The following is a 26984-nucleotide window of genomic DNA, read 5'->3' as shown; positions in this document are numbered from 1 at the left end:
CAAATTTAAAAGTTGAAGATTTTAGACAAATGCCGAAAATCAACATTTGGAATGGTGCGTTCAACTGGTTTCTCGCGCGTTTGGCGGGGTTTCTCGCGCGTTTGGCGGGGTTTCTCGCGCGTTTGGCGGGGTTTCTCGCGCGTTTGGCGGGGTTTCTCGCGCGTTTGGCGGGGTTTCTCGCGCGTTTGGCGGGGTTTCTCGCGCGTTTGGCGGGGTTTCTCGCGCGTTTGGCGGGGTTTCTCGCGCGTTTGGATGTTTTGCACCTTCGTTACCACTCGGTGCAAAACAACAAATTTATATTAATCTATTTAAAAATCCCCCGCGCAGCAATTTTATGCAACGCGGAGGAAATTTTATACAGATTCCAAATTATTCACCAGTATTGATAAATAATTTTCCTTCTGTCGTCTTGCGTGTTTCATTACCGAATTCATCAACCACTTTGACCTCGATAACGGCACCCTCTGCAACAACATTATTGGTAGCTGTCCAATAACCGACGTAATGACCATCTTGCATCTCCATCATTGGAAGCTCTGTTGCATTGGATAGTCCTGCACGAGCATTTGTTAGTGGCATATGGATAAAGAATGTCGCCCTTTGTCCAGGCTCACTATCAAATTCGATTCGGACACTTTCGCCTGCTTCAAGGTGTTTATCCTCAGTAGGCGTCAGATTCTCAATTGTTGGTGCCACAAAGTCAACATCAATTGTGATGGACTTCGATTGAACATTTCCTGCCAGATCCTGGGAAACGACTTCGATTTCATTTTCCCCATTATTCAGCAGAATTCGTTGTGAATACGTTCCGTCGTCCGCTACATTTGCCTGACGACCGTTCACTTTAACCCAGTCAAGGTTAGCATCCGAGACAGTCCCTTCAACAGTAACTGTTTCCCGGTTTGTTTTATCCCCGTCCTGAGGGCTGTCAATGTTTAATTCCGGACTCATCGTATCCAATGTTACAGTTACAGCTTCTGATTCACCTGTTACGCCGCCATTCATCATGGATACGGCCTTGAATTCATTAGCTCCTTCTGTAAGTTCAGTTGGAATAGAGAATTGTCCATTATCGCCAACTTCGGCAGTACCGACTTCCTCACCATTATTCATCAATTTAACAGTTGTTGTTGGAGAAGCAGTTCCTTCAACTGTTATTTCTGATTCGTTGGTTATCAGTTCCTCAGCCGGTGAAGTGATGACCGGTGCTTCAACCTCATAACTAACACGGGCACGGATCATATAGTTACCTTCAGAAGCCGGAGACTGTGACCAGGTACCGCCTACATACTGATAGCTGCGCTCAGCATTTGTACTGCTTTCATCTGTTGCCAAGCCCGGTGCGTTTGGATTTGGATCTTTCTGAATATAGACCATATAAAAATCTTCTTCAACAATAATGTTGTGTTCTCTAAGATCAACTACAGTCCATTCATCAAGATTTCTTATTGCTTCCGCATCAACCGGACCTGCAATTTTTTCACCAGGTGTACCCTCTGGTCCAGATGCATCCCATACTTCTACCGCAAATTCTGTACCACCCGGCTGCGGCCAGTCAGTACCATGGAATTGGAATACACCATCAGTAACGACAGCTGAATCTTTTCCTTCTGGCAAGGACATTTTGACCGCCCAGCCATTGCCTGCATCATAGAAAGCACGGGCATTTTCAGCTGTACCATCGTCATAGCCGATTTCTCCGCCAGGATAGGTGTAGAATGGTTCAAGCGCAATATCCTGCTCCATATCTTCAGTAAGGCTGACTTCCACTTCCTTACTATAGTAATCTCTTGCCATCACTTTCAACGTATACGTTCCTTCATATCCCGTAATGGAGTAATTACCATTTTCATCGGATTCTACCGGTGTAACGTTCGCGTCTTCCACAAGAAGTACTGTCGCACCTTCGATAGGTTCTCCGGTAGCTTCATCAGTAATTGTTCCACTGACAGTTGCTTGCGGAATTTCGTCAAGCGTGAAATTTGCCTGTGCCGTTCCATCCGCTTCAAGTGTTACTGTTTTTTCCTTAGACTCAAACCCATAAGATTCTGCTTTCAATGTGTATGTTCCAGCAGCATGACTTAACGAATATTCACCTGTAGCAGGATCAGTTACTACAGATCTGCCGCTTTCCAGAACACTCACTTGCGCACTTATCGGTAATAAGTTAGGATTAATATTGTCCTCTGCTGCAGGAGGATCATCTTTTTTAGGTAGACTCGGTTTAATTTGATCCGGGTTTACCTTTTCTTTCAGTCCGGCTTTTTCATTTGATCTAATTAAGCCGAGCCCCAAACCATTTCCGTTGAAAAGTCCGTTGGCAACACGACCATTGTTTCCGTTATTACCTTTTGCCTTTCCTTTCGCTTTTCCATTATTTTTATTTTTGCCTAAAGAGGCCTTGCTGCTTTGCGACGTATCAGATAATGCTACATCGTCAATGTACCAGCCTGGTTCTGTAACACTGCCGTCAGAGGTAAGGTTAAAGCCGATATAGACGCGCTGACCGCTGTATTCTGACAAATCAACCTCTGCAGGAACCCAGCCATTTGAATCGCCCTTGATTTCCATCAGCTGCGTCCATTCTTGACGATCAGTGGAAACAAATATATGAGCGAAATCATAGGCGTTTCCTGAGTCATACATTTCCAGGTTGTGCCATTGATTGAATTGTAAATATGCATTTCCTTCAGGCAAATCGATTGGCGGCATGACAAGTGTTGCATTCATGTCACTCTCATATTCACCTGCAAGGTTTGTTGCATAAACATTTTCACCTGATGCGGCATTTTCTGGTCCGGAAACAGGCTCTCCCCATTCCCAGCTGTTCATTTCACCAAACGATGTCCAGCCGATAGGGTCAGATTCAAAGTCTTCCGAATAACCTGTTGAAATGCCAGGTTTTACTTCGACAACAAATTCTTCACTGGTAACACCATTTTCACCAAAGTCACTGACACTCCATTTATATGTCAGTGAATCTCCGCTGATTTGGTCACCTGGAATAGTTGCAGTATATTCACCGGCTTTGTAATCTCCGGAAATACGTCCTGCTTCGATTGACTGCCATTCGCCATTAGTATCGAGATAGCTTAATTCAACCGATGCCACACTGATGTTATCGCTGACTTGTGCTGTCAGTTCAAGATCCATTCCTTCATATGTTTCTGCTGGTGCAGTGTGCTCCAAAACAGGTGCTTCACTATCTTCACCCTGTTTAGTCACCTGACCTTCAATAGTTCCGATTCCGTTTTGTAATGCCGAAACCGCATCAAAGGCATTTACCAATCCATGTCCATAACCATTATTCGGAGATTCGGGATATTCGTCATCGGTTAATGGAATTGCCGTATTCATTAATACCTGTTCCATTTCATCAACTGTTATACTGCTGTCAACTTGGCGCAGCATGGCAGCAACACCTGATACCGCTGGTGCTGACATGGATGTTCCGTTCCATCCACCTTCATATCCACTTCCCGGTACAGATGAACGTATACCTACACCCGGTGCTGAAATATCCGGTTTAATTTCATCATATGGTGAAGGTCCTTCCAGTGAAAAACCGGCTAAATTATCATTATTGTCAGTTGCTCCAACCGCAAATGACTCAGGATAGTTCGCTGGTGTTGCAATTGATCCCGGCCCGCCTGGGTTGAAAAGACCAGTATTTCCTGCTGAAAACACTGGGAAAATATTTGCTGCTCTCCAGTTGATAACTACGTCCCGATACCATTCGTCAAGACCAGGTCCGCCACCCCAAGAGTTACTGACAATATCAGGTGCCATATCAACACGAGCATTTCCTTCTGAATCTGTTGGAGCTAATACCCATTCAGCAGCTGCCAACAGGTCAACATCCGTTCCTCCACTTGCCGTAAAGGCTTTTACTGAAATAAATTCAGCGCCAGGAGCAACCCCAACCTGGTTGGATCCATCCGATTCACTGCCAACCATTGTTCCGATTGTGTGTGTACCATGACCTAAATCATCGTATGGCTCTGACTGGCCTTCTGTTGCATCAAACCAGTTGTAATCATGACTAACTTCATCTGTAGCTGAATCATAACCACGATATTTTTCTTTTAGGGCTGGATGATCCCATTGAACACCTGTATCGATGCTTGCTACAACCGTTCCAGTACCATCAACACCCATCTCCCATACCTGAGGTGCTCCAACACGCTCCACATTCCACTCAGTGTTGGCGATTTCAGATTGAGGAGTTTCCGCATCTTTTGTTACAGCTGAAATTAATTTACGTGTTTCATTTGGTAAAATTTTGTCAACTTCAGCAAAGCTTGCCACTTTTTCTGCAACCTCTTTTGTTGCCGTTACAGCCATGCCATTGACAATATAATACGATCTGATAGCTTCAGCATTCCCTTTTTCCGCTTGCTGCTGAAGAAATTGTTTTACATTTTGCTGTGATTCAAGAGAGGTTGACTTCAGTTCAGATATTACAGCAGAACGTTGAACAAATTCAGCTTTTTTCGCTGTCATATTTGCAGATTCTGCTTTTTTTCTTGCTTCTTTAGCAACTTTTTTCGAATCTGCTTTTTCTTTGAACTTAATTAAAAAAGTCACTTTGTCATTGCCCTTAAACTGATCCATCAAACGATTACTGACTTTTTCCTTTGCGACTGCCTGGGTATCTTTTGCCGATTCATGTATTTTACTGGTCGACTCGGCAAATGAGATACTGGGTACTATCAACGAAAAAACCATCAATAGTGATGCCGCAATACTGAAAGCTCTTGTTTGACGCTTTTTCCAGAACAATTTACATTCCTCCTCCCGATTTTTAAAAAAATGCTGAAATACAAAAAAGCTCCTCTCGCCTCCTTTACTAAATAATTTCATTAGTGCAGGTTCTAAGCTGAAAGTGGAGCTGTTAGCAAATCTTTGCTGTTAATGTAACTATAAAGGAATTTATAAAGAATTTGTGTCACATTTTGTCGATTTAAATCTGAATTTTTGCAATTGATAGATAAGTACTGCTTCTGTAATATTTCGTAACATACAAAAGAACTATACTTACTGCAATACAAATCTTCATGAAGTAGCTTAAAACATGTACATACCAGCATTTTCCAAAATTATATCCATCCGCTTATCTAACAGCTTTCATAAATTGGTTAAAAAAGATGATGTAAATGTCCTAGCATAAACCTGAATCAATTAATTGTTTTCCGTAAAATTTGATTATAACCATTTCGTATTACTCATTTTTGGATGGCATGTAAAAAAATGTATGTAAAAATGCTTAAAACTATCTAAGTTAACCCCCGTACGAAAGACCTAAAAAAATAAGCCCCAAATTAATGGAGCTTACGTTTTTTTCATATTCAATTTAATCTTCCAGTGGATTTAAACTTTCTTCACCGGTCAGTTCGGCTATCATCGTTACAAGCAGTTCAATTTCTTCATCAATATCCTGCAGGCTGGATGTTTCAACCGGTGAGTGCATATACCTGAGTGGTAATGATACGAGCGATACGGGAACGCCACGTCCAGTCGTCCGCATTTTATCTGCATCCGTTCCCGTCATCCTTGGTGTCAGCTCATATTGTACATCCATCTGTAAGTTCCTTGCAGTTTTTTCCAGCAACTTATTGATTTTTATATTAATTGGTGCTCCCTTTGCTAAAACCGGGCCTCCTTCAAGCGTGACATCACCATGCTTATTTTTGTCTACCCCGGGATAATCTGTTGCAAATGTAACATCACAGGCGAGCGCCATCGTCGGTTCAATTCCCGCTGCAGCAAAATAAGCACCACCCATATTTGTTTCTTCATTTACCGTGCTTGCTGCATAAACACCAACATTGCATCCTTTTTTGGACAACCGTTTCAGAACTTCAGCAACAATGAAAGCTCCAGTACGATTATCCAGCCCACGGCCGGCAATGTAACGATCTGACAGGATTTCAGGTTCCGTTTTATAAACAGCCAAGTCTCCAATTTGGACATATTTTTCAGCTTCGTCTTTTGTTTTATAGCCACAATCAATAAACAGATCACCCAGGTCAAAATCATTTTTCAAACCGCCATGGTGTTGTGCATTCACACCGATAACACCTGTGACTCTATTGTTATAGCCGAGCACTGTAACCTTCATGCCAACAGCTGCTTTTGGATTAATCCCGCCCATTTTATCAAAATGCAGAAAGCCTTTATCATCAATTCTGTTAATGACCAGTGCTATTTCATCACAGTGACCTGCAAGCAATACTTTAAAAGGTGCATCAGGATTCAGGATTCCAATAGCATTCCCGGCATTATCTGTTCTGATTTCGTCAGCAAAATCCATTACATAGTTAATCCATTTTTTTTGAATTTCCATCTCATTGCTTGACGGTGACGGAGTATGTAACAATTCGAGCAGAAAATCTCTGTTTGCCTGTTCCATTTTTTTAAAAACCTCCCCTTTAAAATCATTCACAACAATCATAGCAAAATTTCTGATTAAGAGCACTTTTGTTTACGTTGGTATACATATTGGGTAGACTTTAGAAAGGAATACTAAAAGGAGTGAATGATGAATGGAGCTTAATGAATGGTATGAGAAAGCATTGACACCTGATGAATATATCGAATCAATGGAAAAACATAAAGCAGATTTACTACATATTTATGATAACTTTACAGTTCCTGAAGACACAAAGTTCTTTAAAAAACTGGCCCGGAAAAACTTGCGTGTTATTGTTTTGACTGAGGATTGGTGTGGCGATGCAATGCTGAATATCCCGATTCTGCTTCGCCTGGCTGAACAGGCAAACATTCCGGTAAAAATGCTTTTACGGGACCAGAATCTGGAATTAATGGACCAATACTTAACAAACGGAAAATCCCGTTCCATTCCTATCTTTATTTTCATTGAAGAAACCGGAAATGAAGTTGAAAAAGGGGGGCAAAGAGCTAAAGCAATTCAGAATTTTGTGGATGAGCCCCGCCATAAACTCCCATCAAAGGAATCGGATAACTTTGAAGAAAAATCCAAGGAAATGTATCTTTTCATGACCAAATCATTCCGTGACAATACTGATTTTTGGAATGAAGTATACAACAGTCTTAAAAAGGTTTTGGAAAAAGCGTAATTCACTCAACTCACCAATTAAAGTGGTGAGTTTTTATTATTTTCGTCATGTATATGTGGCTCAGGTATTCGCCTATACTATACGTAAATCAAATAGGAACACAGGTGAAAAAATGAATCTTGAAGCGTTTAAACATATCTTTTTCCGCCTTCCGATTATTGTAAGGCTCCTGCTTTCAGTAATTACATTAATGGTTGTTTTTGGAACAGTTATCCATTTAATTGAGCCAAGACAATTCCCCACGATATTCGAAGGAATATGGTGGGCTTTTATCACGGGGGCTACTGTCGGCTATGGTGATTATGTCCCGTTGACAACAACAGGAAGAATCGTGGCTATTTTCCTTATCCTTTCAGGTGGAGGGATGCTTACATTTTACCTTACTACAATAGCTACTTCCGCTATTAATCACGAAGAAGATCTGTCGCAAGGAAAAGTTTCTTTTAACGGTACAAACCATATTATTATCATAGGCTGGAATGAGCGGACAAGACAATTGGTGGAAGAGATTGACGATAAGGATTCAACACAGGAAATTGTACTTATTGACCGTTCACTTAATAAGCTGCCATATCGGCATTACCCGGTCCATTTCATTCATGGGGATCCAAGCGAGGATGCAGTGCTGGTGCAGGCAAATGTTGACGCTGCTGCTGCCGTGCTTATTTCATCCGACATTACGGTAGAGGAACGAAAAGCTGATATAAACACAATCCTGTCAACCATCGCTGTTCGTGGAAATAACCAGGATATACCGATTAATGCAGAGATTCTTACCATCAGCCAGGTTGAGAATGCCATCCGTGCAGGTGCAGACACAGTTATCAGTTCAAATGACTTTATGAGTACGCTGTTTTATCATGAGCTTTTTCATAAAAAACAAACAAAACCATTTGAAACAGTATTAAACTTGTTGAATAACCAGCAGTTCATTCATATTGAAGTCCCGGATGAGCTGGATGAAAAATCCTTCAAGGAAGCTGCAGTTTTTTTTATGGAAAATCATGAGATATTGATTGGTCTCATCCGTGAAAGTGAGTGGAAAATAAATCCTTCAAACGACTTCGTACTGGAAAATAACGATACATTAATTATCCTATCTTCCTGGGAATAGGAGCCGCTCCACTTTTTTTACAATTATTTTGCCGACGTCCATATATTCAGTATTTATATTACCAGATAGCTGGGCCTGATCCACGTATCCCCCAATTTTCTCCTCATCATAACCGTTCTGGTATTGTTGTGTGAGTATAAATGGCTGCTCCACCCGAACCGTTACACCTGGATAGTCCAGTGACTCTGTAACAGCATAAAACGGTAATCTCAAATTATAATAATCACCACCTGTAAAAACTTGTAAATCAAAAAATCCATTTTCATAATCCAGGGTTGATTCGCTAACAATTCCCTGAGGCTTCAGCAATTCAGCCAGAACATATAACGAAAATATTTTACCTTCCATTTCCGAATTTATTGGAATCAAGCGTATCATCCTTCCCTCAAGTACTTTCTTATATTTTTTGCCTGGAATCAAAATTTATGCTAGAATGTTTTATTGTGCGAAAAGAATCGAATAAGGTATAGGAGTTGTTCAGCATGACAAACAAATTTGAGACTGGTCAAATTTTAAATGGAAAGATTACGGGAATTCAACCATATGGTGCATTTGTTGCATTAGACGAAGAAATCCAGGGATTAGTTCATATTTCTGAAGTAACACATGGATATGTAAAAGATATTAATGATCATTTAGCTGTTGGCGACGAGGTAAAAGTAAAAGTCCTGAACGTTGATGAAGAAAATAGCAAAGTATCATTATCCATCCGTGCCACAGAAGAACCACCTAAAAATCGTCCGAAGCCACATACAAATCAAGCACCAAAGCAAGAAGCCAATTCCGGTTTTAACACATTAAAGGATAAACTGGAAGAATGGATTGAACAATCAGAAGAACGTGAGGGAACATTTAAAAAGTAGTTTTTAAAATAGAGGCTTTCTCAAATATGTCTTAACTATTGCAGTTACCATCATTTGAGAGGGTCTCTTTTTGTTTATGTTTTGTTACTTATGATAAAAAAACTATAAAATGCGACATAACTTTATATGATTGTTAGTCTACCTCTGCAGAAATCAGGGTAGAAATCACTGTGAGGAACGCTGTCTTGACAGAATTGGTCCGATTTAGGCTATAAACCATCGAGAGAAGCACTGTCCCGATGAAATAAAGATCGAAAAAGGTGATTCTTGATTTACCATTATCACTTCGGTAAAGTAAAAGGGAAATGTTCAACCAAGGAGGACACTATGACACACATTAATTTTTCCTATGACAAAGCATTACGTTTTTTAAACCAGAATGAAATCGATTATTTAAATGACTATGTTGAATCAGCTCACAACGCTTTACATAACAAAACCGGGCCGGGAAATGACTTTTTGGGCTGGATTGATTTGCCGGAAAACTATGATAAAGCAGAATTTACCCGGATAAAAGCAGCATCGGAAAAAATCAGAAAGGATTCAGATGTATTGCTCGTAATCGGTATCGGCGGATCCTATTTGGGTGCCCGTGCAGCAATTGAAATGCTGAATCATTCCTTTCAAAACCTTCTTTCAGACGAAAAAAGAAATGCGCCACAGGTTATTTTTGTCGGGCACCATATGAGTTCAACGTATATGAGCGAACTTTATGATGTACTTGAAAATAAAGATGTATCGATCAATGTCATCTCCAAAAGTGGTACTACTACGGAACCGGCAATCGCATTTCGGCTTTTCAGGAAGTTCCTGGAAGATAAATACGGCCAGGAAGAAGCTAAAAAGCGGATTTATGCGACAACCGACAAAGAAAAAGGTGCATTGAAAACCGCTGCGGATAAAGAAGGCTTCGAGACGTTTGTTATTCCGGATGACGTTGGCGGACGCTATTCTGTCTTGACAGCTGTTGGGCTACTGCCAATTGCGGTAAGCGGAGTATCTATTGACGATATGATGCAGGGTGCTCAAACTGCCATGAATGATTTAGCCGAACCAACACTTGAAAAGAATCCGGCATATCAATATGCAGCAGTCCGCAATGTTTTATACAATAAAGGTAAAACAATTGAAATGCTCGTTAATTATGAACCACATCTGCAGTATTTCAGTGAGTGGTGGAAGCAATTGTTTGGTGAAAGTGAAGGAAAAGACCAGAAAGGAATATTCCCGGCATCAGCAAACTTCACAACTGATTTACATTCCATGGGCCAATATATTCAGGACGGCCGACGCGATCTGTTCGAAACCGTGTTGCATGTTAATCAATCAAAAAAAGATATAACATTGGAATCTGACGATGCAAATGCTGACGGTCTTAATTATTTGGCGAGAAAAACCATTCATGATATTAATGACAAAGCCTATCAGGGTACATTGCTTGCACATACCGATGGCGACGTTCCTAATCTGGTCGTCGAACTGCCTGCACTTGATGCGTATACGTTCGGTTACATGGTTTATTTTTTCGAAAAAGCATGCGCCGTAAGCGGTTATCTTCTTGGAGTTAATCCTTTCGATCAACCGGGTGTCGAAGCATATAAGAAGAATATGTTCGCACTGCTTGGTAAACCAGGTTTTGAGGATGAAAAAGCAGAATTGGAGAAGCGGTTGAAATAAATAAAAAGCGCACCCGTCATGTTGGGTGTGCTTTTTCAATTTCCTGTTTTCGCTTTTATCCATAGTTATCTATCTTTCTCCAGTTATAACCGTAATTCTCCTGTTAAATAAATTCTTCTCCAGTTAAAATTGTTATTCTCCTGTTATATTCATTCTTCTCCTGATAAATATCTGCGTGTACTTCATGGAGTAGCTATTGCATCGGCATGAACGGAACGTTCCAGACTCCATCATCATTTTGAACTACCCGGAAAGCGTGCGCCTCCGTGCCAGTATCAGCAGAAGTAACAAAATAGAAGATTTTCCGTTTTTCTTCCGGTTGTTCTTCAACAAGAATATAATTAGTCTTTTCAGCCAATTGCTGGAATTCCGTATTTGCTGTCATTGCTGATTCCTTCTGCAGTTCTTCCTTACTTACGTCTGCAAGAACTCCATTCTTATCATATAACGAATAATACACGTCAAAATCTCCTTTATCGGAAGCATGCATATATAACTGCATTACTTCAAATGCGGATAAATCTTTCAGTATTTCCGAATCAAATGATTCCTTATATTTTTCGTATGTTTTCATTAATGAATCATCTAGAGGCAACAGTGCAATTTCAATTTTCTCATCATAATTCTGCCAGTCGTATTCCTTGTCAGATTCCATCATTTTTCTTACTAGATCCCGAGAAACCTCAAAATCAGTTCTAACCCAATCATTATTTTTATACTGCTCGACAGCCTCATTTACAAGGTTCCAAAACTTTGATTTCTTATGTTCTTTCAAAAAAGCGTTCAGTTCCTTTTGCGCTTCTTCTGGTATGAGCTCACCAACACCAACCTTAGCTGATAAATAATCATATAAATAGATTCTAGTGTAATTAGATAATTGATCGTTGAACATCAGATACTGCTCATCCATGTCTTTATAGTTGTTGTACAATTCTTCGATGGATAGTAACACATCATCAAACTCAGTCCAATCTATTCCATAACTATTCCCAATTCCGGGGTTTTCCGGATCAATCTTAGTACCCAGTAACTTAAGATAATCAGCGTATGCCGTAATTGTACTCTGCTCAAGATCCAGACTTTCAACAATATATAAATAGTCAACCTTTGCAGTCAGTTTTCCACTATCAGTCATCGTAATAAAATAGCCATGTTTATTAAAGGCGGTTAACAGTTCTTCTACAGCAGTTGACAGATTATTTGCCTTAGGATTATCCTGATATTTATTTATCGATCGCTTTTCAGATTTACTTTTATTTGCATTAATCCGATCTTCCAGAAGAAACTGGAAAGTCATCTGAAAGTCTTTCATTTTCGAAATAACTGTCTGTGCCGCGAAATAATCTGGTATCCCACTGGAAGAGACCGTTTCATTAAAATCTTTTATTTTCATTTTAGGTGTTTCAAGTAATTTGTAAATATTATGTTTTCCATCTCCAATTTCACCGTTCTCCTCATAATAGTCAACTAGCTCCCTGGCCTGCTGAACACGCTCCAGATTGTCAACGTCCTCCAATCCAAGCGATTCTTGAAATGCTTCTTTTCTCTCCGAAAAATATTCCATTAACGGACTATCACTTTCGGAATCCTCATTTGCCTGCTGCTTCGAATCAATCGTGCCAACCGTTATGATCACGAAAATAATTAATCCCGCAATCGCAGCCAGTGTAGGGATAAATTTATTCCAGTTCCATTGGCGCTTGCGAAATACCCTTTGCTTAACCGTTTTAGTATCAACAGATTCAGGCAAATTTTCATAATCATTTTTCATATCATGCAGCAACTCATCAAGTTTCTTATCATCCATGCTTCTTCACCTCCTCATTCAAATCCGGCTCATACATTTGCTTTAAACGTTTCTTTCCACGATAAATCCTCGTCTTCACCACTGACAATTTTATGTTTAAAATAATAGCAATTTCATCATAAGGCTTATCGTGAAAATAATAGAGAATAATGGGAAGCTTATATTTTTGTTCTAACTTCTGGATGTAATCATGAAGAAGCAAGTGTTCTTCTTTTTCGAACAAATAACCAATCGAATGATCATATAACTGAACAGAATTTTTCATAATATTAAGATTGCGTTTTTTTCTACGGTGAAAGTCTCTTGCCACATTCAACGTTATCTGATAAACCCACGTTGAAAATTTTCCTTGATGATAGAGATGAATTTTCCGATACACTTTTATAAACGTTTCCTGAACAACATCACTGATATATTCCTGTTTTATTCCAAATTGGAATGCAAATTTTTCAATAACTGGTTTATATTTTTTAACAATCCATTCAAAAGCCTGCTCATCTTTTGCTTTAGCAAGGCTGATGATGTCCTCTTCTTCCATTAGCGCCTTCCCCCTCTGCCTATAGAACGAAAGATTTTAGCTGGTTTGTTTCACTGACTGGAAAAAAATTTAAAATTATTTTGTAAAAATATGTTTATATCTTTTTACACGGGGTAATACTATAACTGTAAGACTTTCTCGTATTCCCCCTGTAAGCAAGGCGTATAAACGCTTTGCTTTTTTTTTATGTCAATTTCGATATAATTGAATCATGATTAGTAGGAGGTTATACAATGGGAATATTTGAGAAAGTTCACAATCGGAAGAATACCCGCTCGGTAAAATGGGATATGCTGAAACCTGTATTCCAGACTGATGATGTGCTTCCAATGTGGGTAGCTGACATGGATTTCCAGGCACCACAAGCTGTTAACGATGCATTAAAAGCACGGGCCGAACATGGTATCTATGGGTACACCATTATCGATGACGATGTAAAAAATGCCATTATAAATTGGGTTGGGAAACGCCATGACTGGAGTATCAAACAGGAATGGCTTTCATTCAGTCCAGGTGTCGTAGCAAGCCTGCAAATAGCAATCCAGGCATTCACTGAACCAAACGATAAAGTTTTGATTCAAACGCCTGTGTATACCCCATTTTACAGTGTAATTGAAAAGCATGACAGAAATATTGTTAAAAATCCACTTGTTCAAAAAGATAATTATTACCACATTGATTTCGACGACTTTGAAGCGAAACTGAAACAGGGAGTAAAGGCATTTATTTTATGTTCACCGCACAACCCTGTTGGCAGGGTCTGGACTAAAGATGAACTGGAGAAAATGGCAGAACTGTGTTTAAAGCATGATGTACTTATTTTATCTGATGAGATTCACGGTGATCTCGTATATCCGGGACAGAAGCATATTCCGCTTGCATCTATTTCAGATAAAATAGCCGAACAGACGGTAACGTTTATGTCACCGTCCAAAACGTTTAATCTGGCTGGACTGCAGGCATCCTATATTATTACACCGAATAAAGAAAAACGAGATGCTTTAAATGAACATCTCGGCAGACAAGGCCATCATATGTTAAATACAATGGGGAATACTGCTCTGGAAGCTGCCTACACAAAAGGTGAAGAATGGCTTGAAGCGTTAAGAAACGTATTGAAAGAAAACCAGGAGTATGTAACAACAATGCTCGAAGAAAAAACGGATGTCCTGAAAGTTACCCGGTCAGAGGGAACATACCTTTTATGGATTGATTGCAGCGCTATGAATATGGACAACAAAGCACTCAAAAAATTCATGATTGAAAATGCCAAAGTTGGACTTAACGCCGGGGTTGATTATGGCGAAGAAGGCGAAACCTTCATGCGGATAAACATCGCATGTCCAAGGGAAACGCTGGAGGAAGGCGTCGGGCGTATTATCAAAGCTGTCAATAATAGGTAAAATGAGTTGTCCCGATCACAATTGGGACAACTCATTTTTTATGTACACATGTTACTAACACAGTTAAAAAGGCTGTTCCATATCATCCAGCATGGACAGCCCTATTATTATTTTTCCTGTTCCTTATTATACTTGGTCGGATCAGTCGGTGACTCTTTTGACTCATCCGGATTTTTTGCTATTTTACCACATGCTGTCCGGGCCCCGGAATTACCACCAGGCTGACTTATCCCATCGTCCTGACCTTCATGAATAACGAGTGATGTTCCCTGGCCCTTTAACAGGGATTTTTTTCCTTCCATGAGCGTTGCACCGGCAAGCATTAATTCCGCATCAACAAGTCCGCCTGAATCCGCTTCAATATTAGGTAAATCACCCAAATGCGGACCCTCTGGGTGCATCAGCCCATGTTCTTTTCCTTCCGGGTTAAGATGGCTGCCCGCACTTTTAAAGTCCGGTCCTTCACATTTCGGATATTCATGAACATGAATTCCATGATACCCGGGCTCCAGTCCTTCAAGTTTCAACTTTACGTTCACACCATCTGAACTCTCAGACAATTTTGCTGTTCCGATCATATCCCCTGAGGAATTAAACATATCAATTGTTCGGGTAGTCTCTTCATTCGATTGACACGCAACTGTCAGTATAAGAAATAATACTGCAATAAATAGCCTCATCTAAGTTACTCCTTTACAGATGCTTTATTTTAAGTATCTGCAAAAGAGCAAAAATTAAACGAGCCATTTCAAAAACAAAGGCTCGTTAATCTTCATCTTTATTTGACTTTTGCTGAAACTGTTCGTTGAATTCTTTCTCTTCTTTTTTTGATTTCTTAATAAAAAAATACATTGCCAATACCGCGCCGATCATAAAGATAGTTAGCGAAATGACAGCGGGAATATATTCTGTTTTATCCTCGGGGAAATATAGAAATTCCATCATTATTGCTCACGTCCTTTCAACTTAGTATATCACTTTTATCTCCTGACCTAAATAATTGTTAGCCAAACTGTTGATTTTTTGGCACAATATTGGTGAGGAGGTAATAATATGGCAACAGTTTCTGTTGGAGAAATCGTTCTTGCTAAATATAATTCAGGCAAATATATAGGCGAGGTTTTGGAAGACAGGGGTGATCGCTACCTGGTTAAAGTAATGGCGGTTGAAAAACATCCGATGCAGGGTGACCTGCATAATTTGGGTGAAACAGAAGGAGTCTTTTTTCATGATCGTAAGGCACTGGCCCATTATGAAAAAATGAATATACCCAAGTCTGCAGTCAGACCACACGAAGGAGAGGTCCCGGACTACCGAGCATCTTTGCAGGAAGCGTTGGGAAACCTGAAGCAGAAGCTTTCCGAAAAAGATAATGAATACAGCAGGAAATCACTTGAAAGACTTAAACATCTTGAAGAAAATGACTATACAAAGAGCTACTATAACTAAAAGACAGTCTCACGTAAGCTAGTGAGACTGTCTTTCTTATACAGAAGGTACCTTCAGGTTTTTCTTCTTTTTCTCCGGTACACCGTATATTTTTCTTGTTATTTTTGGTGCGTAATTGAACAAAACCATCCCGGCAAATGCAGCGATGACAATATAGACACCACTGAATATCTTGATCGATCCGGCTGCAACACCGGCAATTACTACCGAGAACTCCCCCCGGGCACACAGCGACAGGCCTGCCCGTAATGATACGCGTTTGGTTAATCCATATAATTTTCCGCCGACAATCCCAACCAATAATTTGGCGATAACGGACCACAGAATCAGCACCACCAGCAATATCGGCATTGGTATACCTTCACCCAAACTTATGGTTGTCCCGAAATAGACAAAAAATGTTGGAAGCAATAAATCCCTGACAGGCGTTATCGTACTTTCAATCCGTTCAATTTTACCAATTTCCGCCAGCATTACGCCTGCCAGGAATGCACCGAGTACTTCGGAGAGTCCTAAGAACAGCGCAAGACCTCCATATGCTACGGCAATACCAACAAGTAAAACAATCTTAAAGTCCTCATCTTCAATCCGCACGAGAAATTTTTCAAAGCGCTTAAATAATGTTTGGCCTAGAATAATCGCCAGCAATGCCATTCCAATTATTTTACCCAGCAGGATAGCGAAATCCACGCCAGTAAAGGCATCACCCGAGCTTAAAGCAATTAGCACCGCTACGACAATTGGCGCAACCAGGTCTTCAAATATTAATATCCCCAGTATATATTCTGTCTCTGCGTTCGCCATCCGGCCTTTGTCATCCAGCAATTTCGCTGTTATCGATGAACTGGTCGCGTATGTAACACCGCCAATTAAAAATGCAGTAAACCAGTCCATGCCAAAACCGAGTGCAACTACTGTTGATACGCCAAGGCTGAGTACAACATCCAAAAGACCCGAACTCCATATTTTTTTGGCAATTCCTCCGAGTCGTTTTGTATTGAATTCCACTCCCAGTAAAAAGAATAACAATACAATTGCTACCTCACTGGAGAAGTGCAATATTTCATTATGGCTCAGCAGTCCAGCCAAAGAAACGCCAAATAAAATATATAATATTACGTTTGGAAACCTTGTTTTAAATCCAATATATCCCAGTGCAAAAATTCCTAATAAAACGAAACCTGCTCCAAGTAATTCAGGTATGTCATTGAACAAAGAGCATCATTCCTCACCCTTACAAATTTTTGACAGGGTTGCAATTTGTTCTTCTTTTCCAACACACATTAAAATATCCCCAGGTTTCAATGTTGTGTCCGTCTCAGGTATTGCGGTAACATCATCACCGTGCACAATACCAATAATCGTGGCACCGGTTTTGTTACGGACATCAGATTCCTCAATTGTTTTATTTGCAAGTGAGGAATTCTCTTCCAATGAGATATAGTCAATAATAATCTGACGCTTAAACATGCGCATTTTATCGATACCGACCGGCTGATAGGTTGCACCCAAGAGCTGGGCAGCAATCTCTCTTGTTTCATCCGGCGTAAGATCCATCGCAAAATCCGCCTCATCACTGTCAGCATTATCGAAGAAATATAACTCCCTTTTACCGGTATGGTGCACAATCACGACCAGCATATCCTCATCTGCAGTTTTTAATGATATTTTCTGACCAATCCCAGGAAGCTGGGATACCGAAATATCCATCCCTGTCACCTCTTTTTTATTAAAATAAAAAGCTAGAGGAATTTTTTCTCTAGCTCCATTGTTTATTATTCACCTAAATGTTCTTTTATAACCTCTGTTACACCTTTGATTGCCTCTTCCTCATCACCGCCGGTTGCAGTAATGGTAACTTCTGCACCTTTAGGGATGCCCAAAGACATAACACCCATAATCGATTTAAGGTTAACATTTTTTCCATTATATGCAATCTCAACCTCTGATTCAAATTGTCCAGCCTTATTTACCAACAATGTTGCAGGGCGTGCATGTACACCTGTATCTGCTGTAATTGTAAATGTTTGCTCTTTCATTCTGACTCATCCTTCCAACAATAATTTCCTTTGTATGTATCCCATATACAAGAAATACTATACCAGTTTATTATATACAATTATAATCGTTATGAAAACAAAAAAGCAAAGAAATCCTGCGACTAATTTTATGATAGTTGTCATTACCCCACCGTTATGATAACGTTTATTTGAATAATGATTGATATGGGAGGAAACTTTCACATGAGTGTACACATTGGAGCAAGTAAAGGTGATATTGCTGATAAAATTCTTTTGCCGGGTGATCCGCTGAGGGCAAAATTTATTGCTGAAACGTTTATGGAAGACGTTACTCAATACAATAAAGTCCGTGGCATGTATGGATATACTGGTACATATAAAGGAGAACGCATTTCCGTTCAGGGAACCGGTATGGGTGTGCCATCCATTTCGATTTATGTTAATGAATTGATCCAAAGTTATGATGTGCAAAAATTAATCCGCGTCGGTACTTGTGGTGCCATTCAGAAAGACGTTAAAGTTCGTGACGTGATTCTGGCACAGGGGGCAACAACCGACTCACAAATGAACCGAATGATCTTCAACGGAATTGATTATGCACCAATAGCGGATTTTGATTTACTGAAAAACGCATATGATGTTGGTATTGAAAAAGGCATGAATCTAAGGGTCGGTAACGTCTTTACAAGTGATACGTTTTATCGTGACAATGCTAAGGAAGTTAACGAACTGCTGGCTAAATATAAAGTACTTGCAGTTGAAATGGAAACGACAGCATTATACACACTGGCTGCCAAGTTTGATCGTCAGGCATTGTCCGTGCTGACCGTTTCCGATCACATTCTTACCGGCGAAGAAACATCAGCTGAAGAACGCCAGACAACATTTAATGAAATGATGGAAATCGCACTTGATGCAGCAATAAAATAAGCTTTTTAAAAAATCCGTATCACGTTTAAAAGTGGTGCGGGTTTTTCATATGTTAACGATTTTTTATATTAAATACCTAACCAAGCGGAATTCATGCGAAATGTCTTTCATCCGGATTATGAAGTTCTAATCAAATCTAAAATACCAGTAAAAAGATCTTCATCAGCGTTATGATAATCCAATTGAAACATATAAATAAGCCCTCCACCTATTGTTAACCAAATTAAAAACAGGTTGACAATAAACTCCATTCCATATACTATCATCTATGGAAGGAGCGATTACAATGAAAGATTTACGTCCAGTCGATTTAACGTTTGGTGCGGTATTTGTTTGCCTGATGGCTGTTGGAGCAAATATAACCGTTTGGTTTCCAATGCTTGCAGTACCAATTGGCGGTGCATCTGTTCCATTATCATTACAGACTTTTTTTGCCACTTTGGCCGGATTAATGCTTGGTAAAAAGCTTGGCAGCATTTCCATGATTACATATATTTTGGTTGGCACTGCCGGGGTGCCCGTATTTGCAAAAATGTTGGGAGGTCCTATGCCGCTCATCTCGCCAACCGGAGGATTTATTATTTCATTTATATTTATTGCCTTTTTTGTCGGGCTGATTGCCGAGCTGAGCAAAAAACCTTCAATCATAGTATACACCGCAGCAGCTCTTGTCGGACTTATTTTTAATTATGGTATTGGTGTAACTTACATGTATCTTGCTATGAATACTTGGCTGGAACTTCAGATCTCCTACCAGGTTGCATGGGCAGGTATGATTCCTTTTCTCGTTAAAGATACCGCCCTGGCATGTTTGTCGGCAGTATTTATGGTCAGTCTTGCAAAACGCATTCCATCACGATGGACAACTGTTAAGACTCAGGGATAATGCTAAGGCGTGAAATTCTTCTTGCTGTATGATAAAATTCTATACCAAGTAAACTTCTGAATTTTATCGAAATCCATGAATTTATAAATAATGGTACAGCTAAAGAGAGGATGTTCATACCTTCATGGATCTTTTTACAAATTTTCCATTATTGGCGGCATTATCAGCTATCGTTTTTGCGCAAGTTATTAAAATACCCATCCAGCTTATTGTTACAAAAGAATTTAAACCGGGGTTGGCCTTCAGCACTGGTGGCATGCCGAGCAGCCACTCAGCTGCGGTTACTGCACTTACTACAGGTGTCGGTATCCTTGAAGGTGTCGATTCCGTTATGTTTGCCATATCGACTGTTTTCAGTGTGATCATCATGTTTGATGCTTCAGGTGTGCGCAGGCAGGCTGGTGAACAGGCTATTGTCGTAAACCAATTAGTGAAGGACTTTCAATATTTTATGGAAGGCGCTAAAGATTGGAATAGAAAAGAAGAATATCAAAAGCGCAAGGAATTAAAAGAACTTCTCGGACATCAGCCGGTTGAAGTCTTTTTCGGAGGTTTATCCGGAATAGCAATAGCATTTTTACTTTATCAACTATACTAAAAAGACGTTCCTCTTAATCAAAGGAACGTCTTTTCTTAGCTTTTGGTAATCTGATTGCGGAATACCTGCATAGCATCATTCTCATTCAATTTGTTTAATGTTTTTTCGGTCAAATTACCATCACCGTGTTTGATAATATACACATCAACTGTTTTCTTACCCCACTGGGAATACACGTCTTCAACTGTCTCAAAGTACAAGTCAATCTTCTTTCCATTAATTGCGCCGCCCTTATCAGCAACGACGCCATAGCCATAACCTGGAATAAACATAACGGTTCCAATCGGATAAATATCCAAATCAGCAGCAATCGTGGAGTACAAATCCCTTTTTACCTTGACTCCGGAATAAGTTATCCCATACTGTGGATGATCGGGAGTTTTACCAGTTGATTCCACTCCTGCCGTATAACCGGTCGCCGTAACGGTCACACTTGGATATTGTTCTTCAATGAATGTTTCCTTATACTCTTTCAATGTTTTGGGACCTTTAATTTGTTCACTCGAGATATATCTTTTTTGTTGTTTGGCTACGTTAAGATTCTTTTCCTTTAAAGCTAACTGTCTATTTTCAACATCACTTCCATTTTGTTCAGACGACATTTCCGGACCTTCCGCCACCCACGCTTTGACATCTGTGACCGATCCATTTGAAAATGAAAACAATGCTGCAAATAATGCCCCAAGGAACAGCATGGACATCCCAGCTTTTTTCATTACATTAATTTTATTCAATGATAACACCTTTCTGGTAGAGTCCTAATTTTTATGCAACAGTTAGGCATTGATTGCCTTGATTAACTGTTAATCTAAAAAATGACTACCTACATGGACAGTGTTACCAACTATTTTTTATATATACTTTAAGAATAAAATAATTTAGTTTATAAGCAAAAATTTCTGAATGTTTTATTTAATTATATAGAAATCATATGTTATTTGTATTACACTGATAACATGGCTTTAGAGATAGAAAGGGGAACATAAATGGATGCATTTCAAAAACTCAAACAAGCGAAAGAAACAATAAATCAGGTAATCGTAGGTCAAAACGAGGTTATTGACTTACTGTTCACTGCACTACTCAGCAAAGGACATGTCATTCTCGAAAGTGTACCTGGATCAGGAAAGACAAAACTGGCCAGGACATTTGCCAAAGTTATCGATGGACAGTTCAGCCGTATTCAGTTTACACCTGACGTTCTTCCCAGCGATGTTACCGGAATCCGTTTTTTCAATCCGAAAACACAGGAATTTGAAATGATGGTCGGTCCTGTCAAAACAAACATTTTACTTGCTGATGAGATTAACCGGGCAACACCACGAACACAGTCAAGTCTTCTTGAAGTAATGGAAGAACAGCAAACAACCATTGATGGAACAACAGTAAAAATACCATCACCTTTTTTGGTGATTGCCACTCAAAATCCAATCGAGTCCAACCAGGGAACTTTTCCATTACCGGAAGCACAACTTGATCGTTTTCTAATGAAGATAAAAATGGATTACCCTGCCTTTGAACAGGAAAAAGATATTTTATTGAATCAGCGTACCAGTGATCCGTTAGATGATGTCAGTTCGATTTTGACAATGGATGATATTGTTTCCTTACAGCAGGAAGTGCAGCAAGTAAATATATCAGACGTTGTTTTGGATTATTTGCTGAAACTAGTCCGTAAAACACGTGAACACAAAGATATTGAACTTGGGGTCAGTTCCCGGGCAGCGTTAGCATTAATGCATGCTGCACAGGCACGTGCTTTTATTAACGGACGTGACTTTGTTAAACCGCAGGATATCAAGCCAATTGCCCAGTACGTGTTCACGCACCGGGTAATTCTTTCTATGGAAGGATCAATCCGGCATGAGAAATCCGAAGTTGTGCAGGAAGTTATTGAATCTGTCGATGTACCTGTAGAAGCGGAGACAGTTCGATAATGCAATGGAAAAAAGAATTAACTTCAGAAAAAAAGCTTGAGCATGAAATTATCCTGGCACTAATTATTTTGATGGCAGTTGCATCTTTGTATCTTGACCGCGCACTTGCATTTTTATTTATTGGTATAATTAGTGTTTATCTGCTTGGTCTGTATTTGTATAATCGTCATGTCGGCCGGAATTTAATCCTGACAATGCCGAATCAATCCATCAGGGCATTTCCCGATGAATCAATGGATTTAAAACTCACGATTAAAAATAATTCACTGATTCCTTACTTAAATGGTTATTTATCATTGTCAGTAAAAAATCACATAATTAATGAAGATTATTTGTACATTGCAGGGCGGGAAGAAAATGAATACCGAATACCTGTTTCACTTCCTGGAAAAAGTAAAATAGCTGTCACCATCCCATTTAAGGCTTTAAGTCGAGGAGCCGGACGTATCAAACAAATTCATTTTAGCTTTCCAAACCTGTTAAACTTTGAGAAATTTACACTCGATTATACGGTATACCATAATGTTGAAATGATCGTTTATCCAATACTTCAAGCGGTGAAGAGTGCAGAGGAAGTTACGAGCTTAAATTTCGGTGAGGATTTTGCCATTAATTCTCCATTTGAGGACAGGCTTCAGCCATTGGGTACAAGGGATTATGTAACTTCCGATCCATTTCGCCGTATTCATTGGAAAGCAAGCGCAAAAATGCAAACGCTGCAGACAAAAACGTATGAACGGAACCGTTATATTGCCTGGTCGATCGTTGTTAACATTTCGAAAAAAAGCCGGTTGGGAAATACATACATCAACCCGGAACTGGAGGAGCTTTTATCCAAAACAGCGTACATATGCCGCAGCCTTATAGAAATGGGCAATCAAGTTGAAATTTATGTGAATGAAAACGGTCCTGTCCATTTGCCTGATGGCCGCAACATCAATCACCTGAAAAAAATACTGAGTTTATTAACACGAATTGAGAACAGATTTGTTGTCTATCCGTTTACAAATATGCTTTACCAACTTCAGCAATCACATTTTCAGCCGCGCATGATGATATTTGTTGGTGAACATGATGAAAACCATAATTACTACATCGAAAAATTGCTCAGCCAGGGTCACCGTATCTTTCATGTCGATGATTCGTATATAAATCCTATTGCAAAAGGAAAAGATCTGTATGGTTAATAATAATCGTATCAGCAAGTACACGCAATTATTTTCTGAATCGATTCTGTTTTACTTTATACTCATTCCGGTTTTTGCACTAACGCAGTACCCTTACCCGTTTTGGAATTATATACTGTTCACCGTGCTCAGTATAATTTTATTTGAAGTGAGTTTAATTATAGCAAAGAACTACGTCATTTACATACCTGTTATTGCTGTAACGGCAGCGTTCATGTATTTTATTTTTGACTTTCCGGTTCCCGGCATTGTATTATGGCTTGCATTAATGACCTGGCGAAACGCTCATATGAATATATACGGTCCATCTGATAACCAAATGACGGTACTGACTTTGACTATTATACTTCTGTTTCTTGGCGTTATTTTTTTCAACCATCCAAACCTGATTTGGATAGCTATCGTTCAAGTTATTACCATTGTTGTTGGTTATTGGTTCCAACTGCTGACTTATGATGGGATGAACAATAACCAGATGCGAACAAACATAACTCTGGGTACGTTTGGTATAGTGACTTTAGCTGTCGGAGGGCTTGTTTATGGGATTTATCCACTCCTCTCCGGACTTGTTGGATTTACTATGGCAGGAGTTGGCGTGCTGTTTAAAAATATGGTGTTTGGTATTGTCGATATTGGCGACTGGTTGGGAATTGATTTGAGCTTTTTAATGGAATTGGTTAACGAGGATGCATTTGAACAAGTATCCAACACCTATTTTGAAAACATGGAAAACGCAAGTGAACTGGTTCCCGCAGACAGCTACACTTCAGACGGCACTGAAGTTATGAATTGGTGGACAATATCTTTTGCTATAGTAGCAGTCTTACTTATTGCAGTATTTCTTTATCGGAAAAAATTTGCTGATGTGAATTTACCCGAGCAGCACGACAGCAGCGGCAGCACTGTTTCAGTTACTCCTCTTCAAGGTTCAACAGAAATATATAATAATTCCAGAAAGCCATCGTTTTTCACAAGGTCCAATAACCCCATTCGAAAAAAAGTACTTAAATTCGAACAGAAGGCTTACGATAAGGGACTGGGGAGAAAATCGTCAGAAACAATTGAGGACTGGTTCGCCCGTTTGGATATCAATCCAGGTCATCTTGATTTATATCAGAAAGTCAGGTATGGGGATAAGGAATTAACTCAAGCAGAAAAAGAACAATGCTTTGAATTACTGGATGAATTGATGGAACGAATAGATAATCGGTAAATTTAGTGTTAAATAAATATAGAAGTTGTCTTATAAACACAGTAACCAGCATGTGAAATTCACATGCTAGTTACTTTTGTTACGAAAATTGAATGAATGACCTTTTATACTCCTTTTTATATCGTTCGGTCGTTCATACTCCTGATAAATGACCTTTCGCTGGATTTTTTCTTCTTTAGGGCACTCATACCACCAATGAGTTACCTTTCAACTGCTTTTTGATCTCGTTCGGTCACTCATAACACTGATGAGTGACCTTTCGACAGCTATTTTATTTCATTCAGGTACTCATAACGATAGTTCATAACAAAAAAACAAGGAAATTCTTCTGGAATTCCCCTGCTGCTTCATTCCTTCGATCAATGTATTTAAAACATCTGATACCCGCTCTTACGCAGGAATTTAATAACAAACCCTGAAACAATCGTACCGATAAATCCAGCCGTAAGAATACTAATGTCAACGACGGTTATATCTATTAATTTGGAAAAAGCTGTTGAAAATGAACCACCCGGATCATTAAAATATTCAAGTGTCGATATATCATCAACAATCATTAGTATGATAAACGGATAAATAAAGGCCATCAACCAAGTACGCCTTAACAGCATATTCAAAATAAATGCCAACCCAAAAAATATTACAAAAAATAATATAATCGAAACAATTAATTGTATCAACGTTGTATCTCCCCTCGCTCAAGCTTACCGAAAACGCAAAAGCTATATATGTACAAAATCCATTTTATTATAAACTGCAAAAAAAGCAAAGGCAGCAATTTTGCCTTTGCTTCAGTTTCATTTTAGTAAAAAATATTAAATTTACCTTTTCTCGTTAACAGGCCAAATCCACCCAGTTTTAAAAGATAACGGTTATCGATGACTTTTTTCATAACGGTTGCCCGCCAGCCGTATAATTTATGATCCCCAAGAACAACACCAATGGCATCTGAATTTCCGAGCGATGCAACGGTGCCAAGAATATTCGGTTCAAAAGCTTCCAGTTCATCGTGTCCTTCGACTAATACTTTTACATTATGTGCAACGGTGGAAGACTCCTGAATAGCAATTTGTGCTGTTGGTGGAAAAGGTTTGCCGGTTTCTTCATTCATAACTAGAGCACAATCACCGATCACAAACACATCATCATATTCCGGTGAACGCATATCACTGCGAACTTCAATTTTACCGCGATTTGTTTCAAAGCCTGATGCTTCAACAATGGAATTCGCCCGCACACCAGCGGCCCAAACAGTCGTAAACGCCAGTATTTCTTCCTGTTTGCCATCTTTTTCATAAACAATACTTTCCGGTTTACATTCCTTCAGCATGGCGCCTGTGATAAATTCAACACCACGAGATTCCAGAGAATTCATTGCATATTCCACCAGTTGTGAATCAAAACCTGATAAAACAGTCGGTGAGCCTTCTATGTTAATAATACGTACAAGTGCTTTATCAATATCATATTCTTTACAGAGTTCAGGAATGCGGTTTGCCAGTTCACCAACAAACTCTACACCGGTGAACCCTCCGCCACCGACAACGATGTTGAGACGTCCCTGATTTTTTTCTTCCTCATTATTGTATTTTGCAAAGTTATATTCAATATGCTCCCTGATAAGCCGGGAACTATTAATATTACCAATGGTAAATGCATGTTCCTCAAGTCCCGGAATTCCAAATGTTGCTGCCTCAAATCCAAGACCGATAACAAGTATATCGTAATCCAATTCACCGTTTTCCAATTTAACCTTTTTCTCCTCAGGTTTAATCGAAACAACCGTATCCTCCACAAAGTTTACCTTGTTCATATTAACAACATCTTTAATTGGAATCCGAGTCCGATCTTGATGCAGTGTACCTGCTGCATTTTCATGAAGCCAAGTCGTTTGATAATGATAATCATGTTTATTAACTAATGTTATCGTAGCATGATTTATATTTAATGACTTCTGTAACTTAACAGTCGTCATCATTCCCCCATAACCAGCACCGAGTATCACGATGTTAGGTTTGTTCATCGTTTCATCACTTCCATCTGCGTAGTTTCCTGAAGATTATTTTACATTATGTGACAATATTCGCGTAAAAGAGCATAAAAAAAGAGTTGATTTCAGCTTTGTAAAATTTGTCACACAACTGTAATATAAATATCTATATATATATTAGACGTTATAACTACTATTTTCAACCCTATTTTTCCTGTTAATTTAATAGTATGTGAATCAATACACATATACTGTTTGTTTATGATACTAT

Annotated in this window: 26 protein-coding genes; 13 read left to right on the top strand and 13 right to left on the bottom strand. The window is 39.3% G+C overall.

The window, feature by feature from the left end; translation table 11 throughout:
* Positions 1-29 precede the first annotated feature (29 nt).
* Positions 30-386, top strand: coding sequence for a hypothetical protein (locus G6R02_RS05755; protein ID WP_164668285.1), 357 nt, complete (start codon positions 30-32; stop codon positions 384-386).
* On the opposite strand, the gene G6R02_RS05750 is transcribed toward G6R02_RS05755, so the two are convergent.
* The gene (locus tag G6R02_RS05750; RefSeq protein ID WP_164670330.1) at positions 370-4728 is read right to left on the bottom strand and encodes a S8 family peptidase; all 4359 of its coding nucleotides are present in this window, start codon (positions 4726-4728) and stop codon (positions 370-372) included. The genes G6R02_RS05755 and G6R02_RS05750 overlap by 17 nt on opposite strands.
* A gap of 625 nt (positions 4729-5353) precedes the next feature.
* Positions 5354-6412 (bottom strand): M20/M25/M40 family metallo-hydrolase, encoded by a 1059-nt coding sequence (locus G6R02_RS05745; protein ID WP_164668284.1) that lies wholly within the window; start codon positions 6410-6412, stop codon positions 5354-5356.
* 133 nt (positions 6413-6545) lie between these two features.
* Here G6R02_RS05745 and G6R02_RS05740 point away from each other — a divergent pair, with 133 nt between their 5' ends.
* Together G6R02_RS05740 and G6R02_RS05735 are read left to right on the top strand one after the other, a co-directional pair.
* Positions 6546-7100: a thioredoxin family protein gene (locus tag G6R02_RS05740; protein ID WP_164668283.1), complete on the top strand. Its 555-nt coding sequence runs from the start codon at positions 6546-6548 to the stop codon at positions 7098-7100.
* A gap of 112 nt (positions 7101-7212) precedes the next feature.
* Positions 7213-8214, top strand: a complete 1002-nt coding sequence (locus G6R02_RS05735; RefSeq protein ID WP_164668282.1) for a potassium channel family protein — start codon at positions 7213-7215, stop codon at positions 8212-8214.
* Here the strand turns inward: G6R02_RS05735 and G6R02_RS05730 are convergent.
* A complete protein-coding gene (locus G6R02_RS05730) occupies positions 8197-8592 on the bottom strand; it encodes a YugN family protein (RefSeq protein ID WP_425509019.1) in 396 nt (131 codons plus the stop codon). The two genes, G6R02_RS05735 and G6R02_RS05730, sit on opposite strands and share 18 nt — an antisense overlap.
* A 104-nt stretch (positions 8593-8696) precedes the next feature.
* Here G6R02_RS05730 and yugI point away from each other — a divergent pair, with 104 nt between their 5' ends.
* Complete coding sequence (gene yugI / locus G6R02_RS05725; protein WP_164668280.1) at positions 8697-9077, top strand: S1 domain-containing post-transcriptional regulator GSP13; 381 nt, start codon at positions 8697-8699, stop codon at positions 9075-9077.
* Positions 9078-9404: 327 nt separating this feature from the next.
* Positions 9405-10754, top strand: a complete 1350-nt coding sequence (locus tag G6R02_RS05720) for a glucose-6-phosphate isomerase (protein ID WP_164668279.1) — start codon at positions 9405-9407, stop codon at positions 10752-10754.
* Between the two features lie 193 nt (positions 10755-10947).
* On the opposite strand, the gene G6R02_RS05715 is transcribed toward G6R02_RS05720, so the two are convergent.
* The gene (locus G6R02_RS05715; RefSeq protein ID WP_164668278.1) at positions 10948-12561 is read right to left on the bottom strand and encodes a hypothetical protein; all 1614 of its coding nucleotides are present in this window, start codon (positions 12559-12561) and stop codon (positions 10948-10950) included.
* The gene (locus G6R02_RS05710; RefSeq protein WP_164668277.1) at positions 12554-13099 is read right to left on the bottom strand and encodes an RNA polymerase sigma factor; all 546 of its coding nucleotides are present in this window, start codon (positions 13097-13099) and stop codon (positions 12554-12556) included. The genes G6R02_RS05715 and G6R02_RS05710 overlap by 8 nt, the downstream gene beginning before the upstream one ends.
* 233 nt (positions 13100-13332) lie before the next feature.
* Between G6R02_RS05710 and G6R02_RS05705 the strand changes: the two genes are divergently transcribed.
* Positions 13333-14502, top strand: a complete 1170-nt coding sequence (locus G6R02_RS05705) for a MalY/PatB family protein (RefSeq protein ID WP_164668276.1) — start codon at positions 13333-13335, stop codon at positions 14500-14502.
* Between the two features lie 107 nt (positions 14503-14609).
* Here G6R02_RS05705 and G6R02_RS05700 read toward each other — a convergent pair whose 3' ends face one another.
* Entirely contained in the window at positions 14610-15182 is a 573-nt protein-coding gene (locus G6R02_RS05700) for a superoxide dismutase family protein (RefSeq protein WP_164668275.1), read from the bottom strand.
* 85 nt (positions 15183-15267) lie between these two features.
* Positions 15268-15447, bottom strand: coding sequence for a hypothetical protein (locus G6R02_RS05695; protein ID WP_164668274.1), 180 nt, complete (start codon positions 15445-15447; stop codon positions 15268-15270).
* A 108-nt stretch (positions 15448-15555) separates the two neighbouring features.
* Here G6R02_RS05695 and kapB point away from each other — a divergent pair, with 108 nt between their 5' ends.
* Entirely contained in the window at positions 15556-15951 is a 396-nt protein-coding gene (gene kapB / locus G6R02_RS05690; RefSeq protein WP_164668273.1) for a kinase-associated lipoprotein KapB, read from the top strand.
* Between the two features lie 36 nt (positions 15952-15987).
* Here the strand turns inward: kapB and G6R02_RS05685 are convergent, their stop codons facing one another.
* The 3 genes from G6R02_RS05685 to G6R02_RS05675 all read right to left on the bottom strand — a co-directional run bounded on the left by G6R02_RS05685 (position 15988) and on the right by G6R02_RS05675 (position 17990).
* Positions 15988-17166 carry a cation:proton antiporter gene (locus tag G6R02_RS05685; RefSeq protein ID WP_164668272.1) on the bottom strand — a complete coding sequence of 393 codons (1179 nt, stop codon included), beginning with the start codon at positions 17164-17166 and terminating at the stop codon, positions 15988-15990.
* Positions 17167-17172: 6 nt separating this feature from the next.
* Positions 17173-17661 (bottom strand): cation:proton antiporter regulatory subunit, encoded by a 489-nt coding sequence (locus tag G6R02_RS05680; RefSeq protein WP_164668271.1) that lies wholly within the window; start codon positions 17659-17661, stop codon positions 17173-17175.
* A 65-nt stretch (positions 17662-17726) separates the two neighbouring features.
* Positions 17727-17990, bottom strand: coding sequence for a phosphocarrier protein HPr (locus G6R02_RS05675; RefSeq protein ID WP_164668270.1), 264 nt, complete (start codon positions 17988-17990; stop codon positions 17727-17729).
* A gap of 204 nt (positions 17991-18194) precedes the next feature.
* Between G6R02_RS05675 and deoD the strand changes: the two genes are divergently transcribed.
* The 3 genes from deoD (at position 18195) to G6R02_RS05660 (ending at position 20386) form a co-directional block, all read left to right on the top strand.
* Entirely contained in the window at positions 18195-18902 is a 708-nt protein-coding gene (gene deoD, locus G6R02_RS05670; RefSeq protein ID WP_164668269.1) for a purine-nucleoside phosphorylase, read from the top strand.
* A gap of 286 nt (positions 18903-19188) precedes the next feature.
* A complete protein-coding gene (locus G6R02_RS05665) occupies positions 19189-19788 on the top strand; it encodes a biotin transporter BioY (protein ID WP_164668268.1) in 600 nt (199 codons plus the stop codon).
* 124 nt (positions 19789-19912) lie between these two features.
* On the top strand, positions 19913-20386 hold the full coding sequence (locus tag G6R02_RS05660) for a divergent PAP2 family protein (RefSeq protein WP_164668267.1): 474 nt from the start codon (positions 19913-19915) through the stop codon (positions 20384-20386).
* A gap of 35 nt (positions 20387-20421) precedes the next feature.
* Here the strand turns inward: G6R02_RS05660 and G6R02_RS05655 are convergent, their stop codons facing one another.
* Complete coding sequence (locus G6R02_RS05655) at positions 20422-21087, bottom strand: 3D domain-containing protein (protein WP_164670328.1); 666 nt, start codon at positions 21085-21087, stop codon at positions 20422-20424.
* 285 nt (positions 21088-21372) lie between these two features.
* Here G6R02_RS05655 and G6R02_RS05650 point away from each other — a divergent pair, with 285 nt between their 5' ends.
* Genes G6R02_RS05650 through G6R02_RS05640 form a run of 3 tightly spaced genes read left to right on the top strand, consistent with a single transcriptional unit; the run spans position 21373 to position 24723 of the window.
* Positions 21373-22323 (top strand): AAA family ATPase, encoded by a 951-nt coding sequence (locus tag G6R02_RS05650; RefSeq protein ID WP_164668266.1) that lies wholly within the window; start codon positions 21373-21375, stop codon positions 22321-22323.
* Positions 22323-23510 carry a DUF58 domain-containing protein gene (locus G6R02_RS05645; protein WP_164668265.1) on the top strand — a complete coding sequence of 396 codons (1188 nt, stop codon included), beginning with the start codon at positions 22323-22325 and terminating at the stop codon, positions 23508-23510. The genes G6R02_RS05650 and G6R02_RS05645 overlap by 1 nt, the downstream gene beginning before the upstream one ends.
* Complete coding sequence (locus tag G6R02_RS05640; RefSeq protein WP_164668264.1) at positions 23503-24723, top strand: DUF4129 domain-containing protein; 1221 nt, start codon at positions 23503-23505, stop codon at positions 24721-24723. Before G6R02_RS05645 ends, G6R02_RS05640 begins: the two co-directional genes overlap by 8 nt.
* Positions 24724-25091: 368 nt before the next feature.
* Here G6R02_RS05640 and G6R02_RS05635 read toward each other — a convergent pair whose 3' ends face one another.
* On the bottom strand, positions 25092-25403 hold the full coding sequence (locus G6R02_RS05635; RefSeq protein ID WP_164668263.1) for a YuiB family protein: 312 nt from the start codon (positions 25401-25403) through the stop codon (positions 25092-25094).
* A 122-nt stretch (positions 25404-25525) separates the two neighbouring features.
* A complete protein-coding gene (locus tag G6R02_RS05630) occupies positions 25526-26746 on the bottom strand; it encodes an NAD(P)/FAD-dependent oxidoreductase (RefSeq protein WP_164668262.1) in 1221 nt (406 codons plus the stop codon).
* Positions 26747-26984 lie beyond the last annotated feature (238 nt).

This window comes from Virgibacillus doumboii, from assembly GCF_902806455.1.
Classification (GTDB): domain Bacteria; phylum Bacillota; class Bacilli; order Bacillales; family Amphibacillaceae; genus Lentibacillus; species Lentibacillus doumboii.
This window is presented reverse-complemented; position numbering and strand designations above follow the sequence as displayed.

Bases quoted from the DNA above. Each gene is read 5' to 3' on its own strand.
- G6R02_RS05755 (WP_164668285.1), top strand. From the start codon at position 30: ATGCCGAAAATCAACATTTGGAATGGTGCGTTCAACTGGTTTCTCGCG.
- G6R02_RS05700 (WP_164668275.1), bottom strand. From the start codon at position 15,182: ATGAGGCTATTTATTGCAGTATTATTTCTTATACTGACAGTTGCGTGT.
- G6R02_RS05640 (WP_164668264.1), top strand. From the start codon at position 23,503: ATGGTTAATAATAATCGTATCAGCAAGTACACGCAATTATTTTCTGAA.
- G6R02_RS05715 (WP_164668278.1), bottom strand. From the start codon at position 12,561: ATGGATGATAAGAAACTTGATGAGTTGCTGCATGATATGAAAAATGAT.
- yugI (WP_164668280.1), top strand. From the start codon at position 8,697: ATGACAAACAAATTTGAGACTGGTCAAATTTTAAATGGAAAGATTACG.
- G6R02_RS05675 (WP_164668270.1), bottom strand. From the start codon at position 17,990: ATGAAAGAGCAAACATTTACAATTACAGCAGATACAGGTGTACATGCA.
- G6R02_RS05630 (WP_164668262.1), bottom strand. From the start codon at position 26,746: ATGAACAAACCTAACATCGTGATACTCGGTGCTGGTTATGGGGGAATG.
- G6R02_RS05705 (WP_164668276.1), top strand. From the start codon at position 13,333: ATGGGAATATTTGAGAAAGTTCACAATCGGAAGAATACCCGCTCGGTA.
- G6R02_RS05740 (WP_164668283.1), top strand. From the start codon at position 6,546: ATGGAGCTTAATGAATGGTATGAGAAAGCATTGACACCTGATGAATAT.
- G6R02_RS05680 (WP_164668271.1), bottom strand. From the start codon at position 17,661: ATGGATATTTCGGTATCCCAGCTTCCTGGGATTGGTCAGAAAATATCA.
- G6R02_RS05660 (WP_164668267.1), top strand. From the start codon at position 19,913: ATGGATCTTTTTACAAATTTTCCATTATTGGCGGCATTATCAGCTATC.
- G6R02_RS05750 (WP_164670330.1), bottom strand. From the start codon at position 4,728: ATGGTTTTTTCGTTGATAGTACCCAGTATCTCATTTGCCGAGTCGACC.
- G6R02_RS05655 (WP_164670328.1), bottom strand. From the start codon at position 21,087: ATGTCCATGCTGTTCCTTGGGGCATTATTTGCAGCATTGTTTTCATTT.
- kapB (WP_164668273.1), top strand. From the start codon at position 15,556: ATGGCAACAGTTTCTGTTGGAGAAATCGTTCTTGCTAAATATAATTCA.
- G6R02_RS05695 (WP_164668274.1), bottom strand. From the start codon at position 15,447: ATGATGGAATTTCTATATTTCCCCGAGGATAAAACAGAATATATTCCC.
- G6R02_RS05710 (WP_164668277.1), bottom strand. From the start codon at position 13,099: ATGGAAGAAGAGGACATCATCAGCCTTGCTAAAGCAAAAGATGAGCAG.
- G6R02_RS05720 (WP_164668279.1), top strand. From the start codon at position 9,405: ATGACACACATTAATTTTTCCTATGACAAAGCATTACGTTTTTTAAAC.
- deoD (WP_164668269.1), top strand. From the start codon at position 18,195: ATGAGTGTACACATTGGAGCAAGTAAAGGTGATATTGCTGATAAAATT.
- G6R02_RS05650 (WP_164668266.1), top strand. From the start codon at position 21,373: ATGGATGCATTTCAAAAACTCAAACAAGCGAAAGAAACAATAAATCAG.
- G6R02_RS05735 (WP_164668282.1), top strand. From the start codon at position 7,213: ATGAATCTTGAAGCGTTTAAACATATCTTTTTCCGCCTTCCGATTATT.
- G6R02_RS05665 (WP_164668268.1), top strand. From the start codon at position 19,189: ATGAAAGATTTACGTCCAGTCGATTTAACGTTTGGTGCGGTATTTGTT.
- G6R02_RS05730 (WP_425509019.1), bottom strand. From the start codon at position 8,592: ATGATACGCTTGATTCCAATAAATTCGGAAATGGAAGGTAAAATATTT.
- G6R02_RS05645 (WP_164668265.1), top strand. From the start codon at position 22,323: ATGCAATGGAAAAAAGAATTAACTTCAGAAAAAAAGCTTGAGCATGAA.
- G6R02_RS05745 (WP_164668284.1), bottom strand. From the start codon at position 6,412: ATGGAACAGGCAAACAGAGATTTTCTGCTCGAATTGTTACATACTCCG.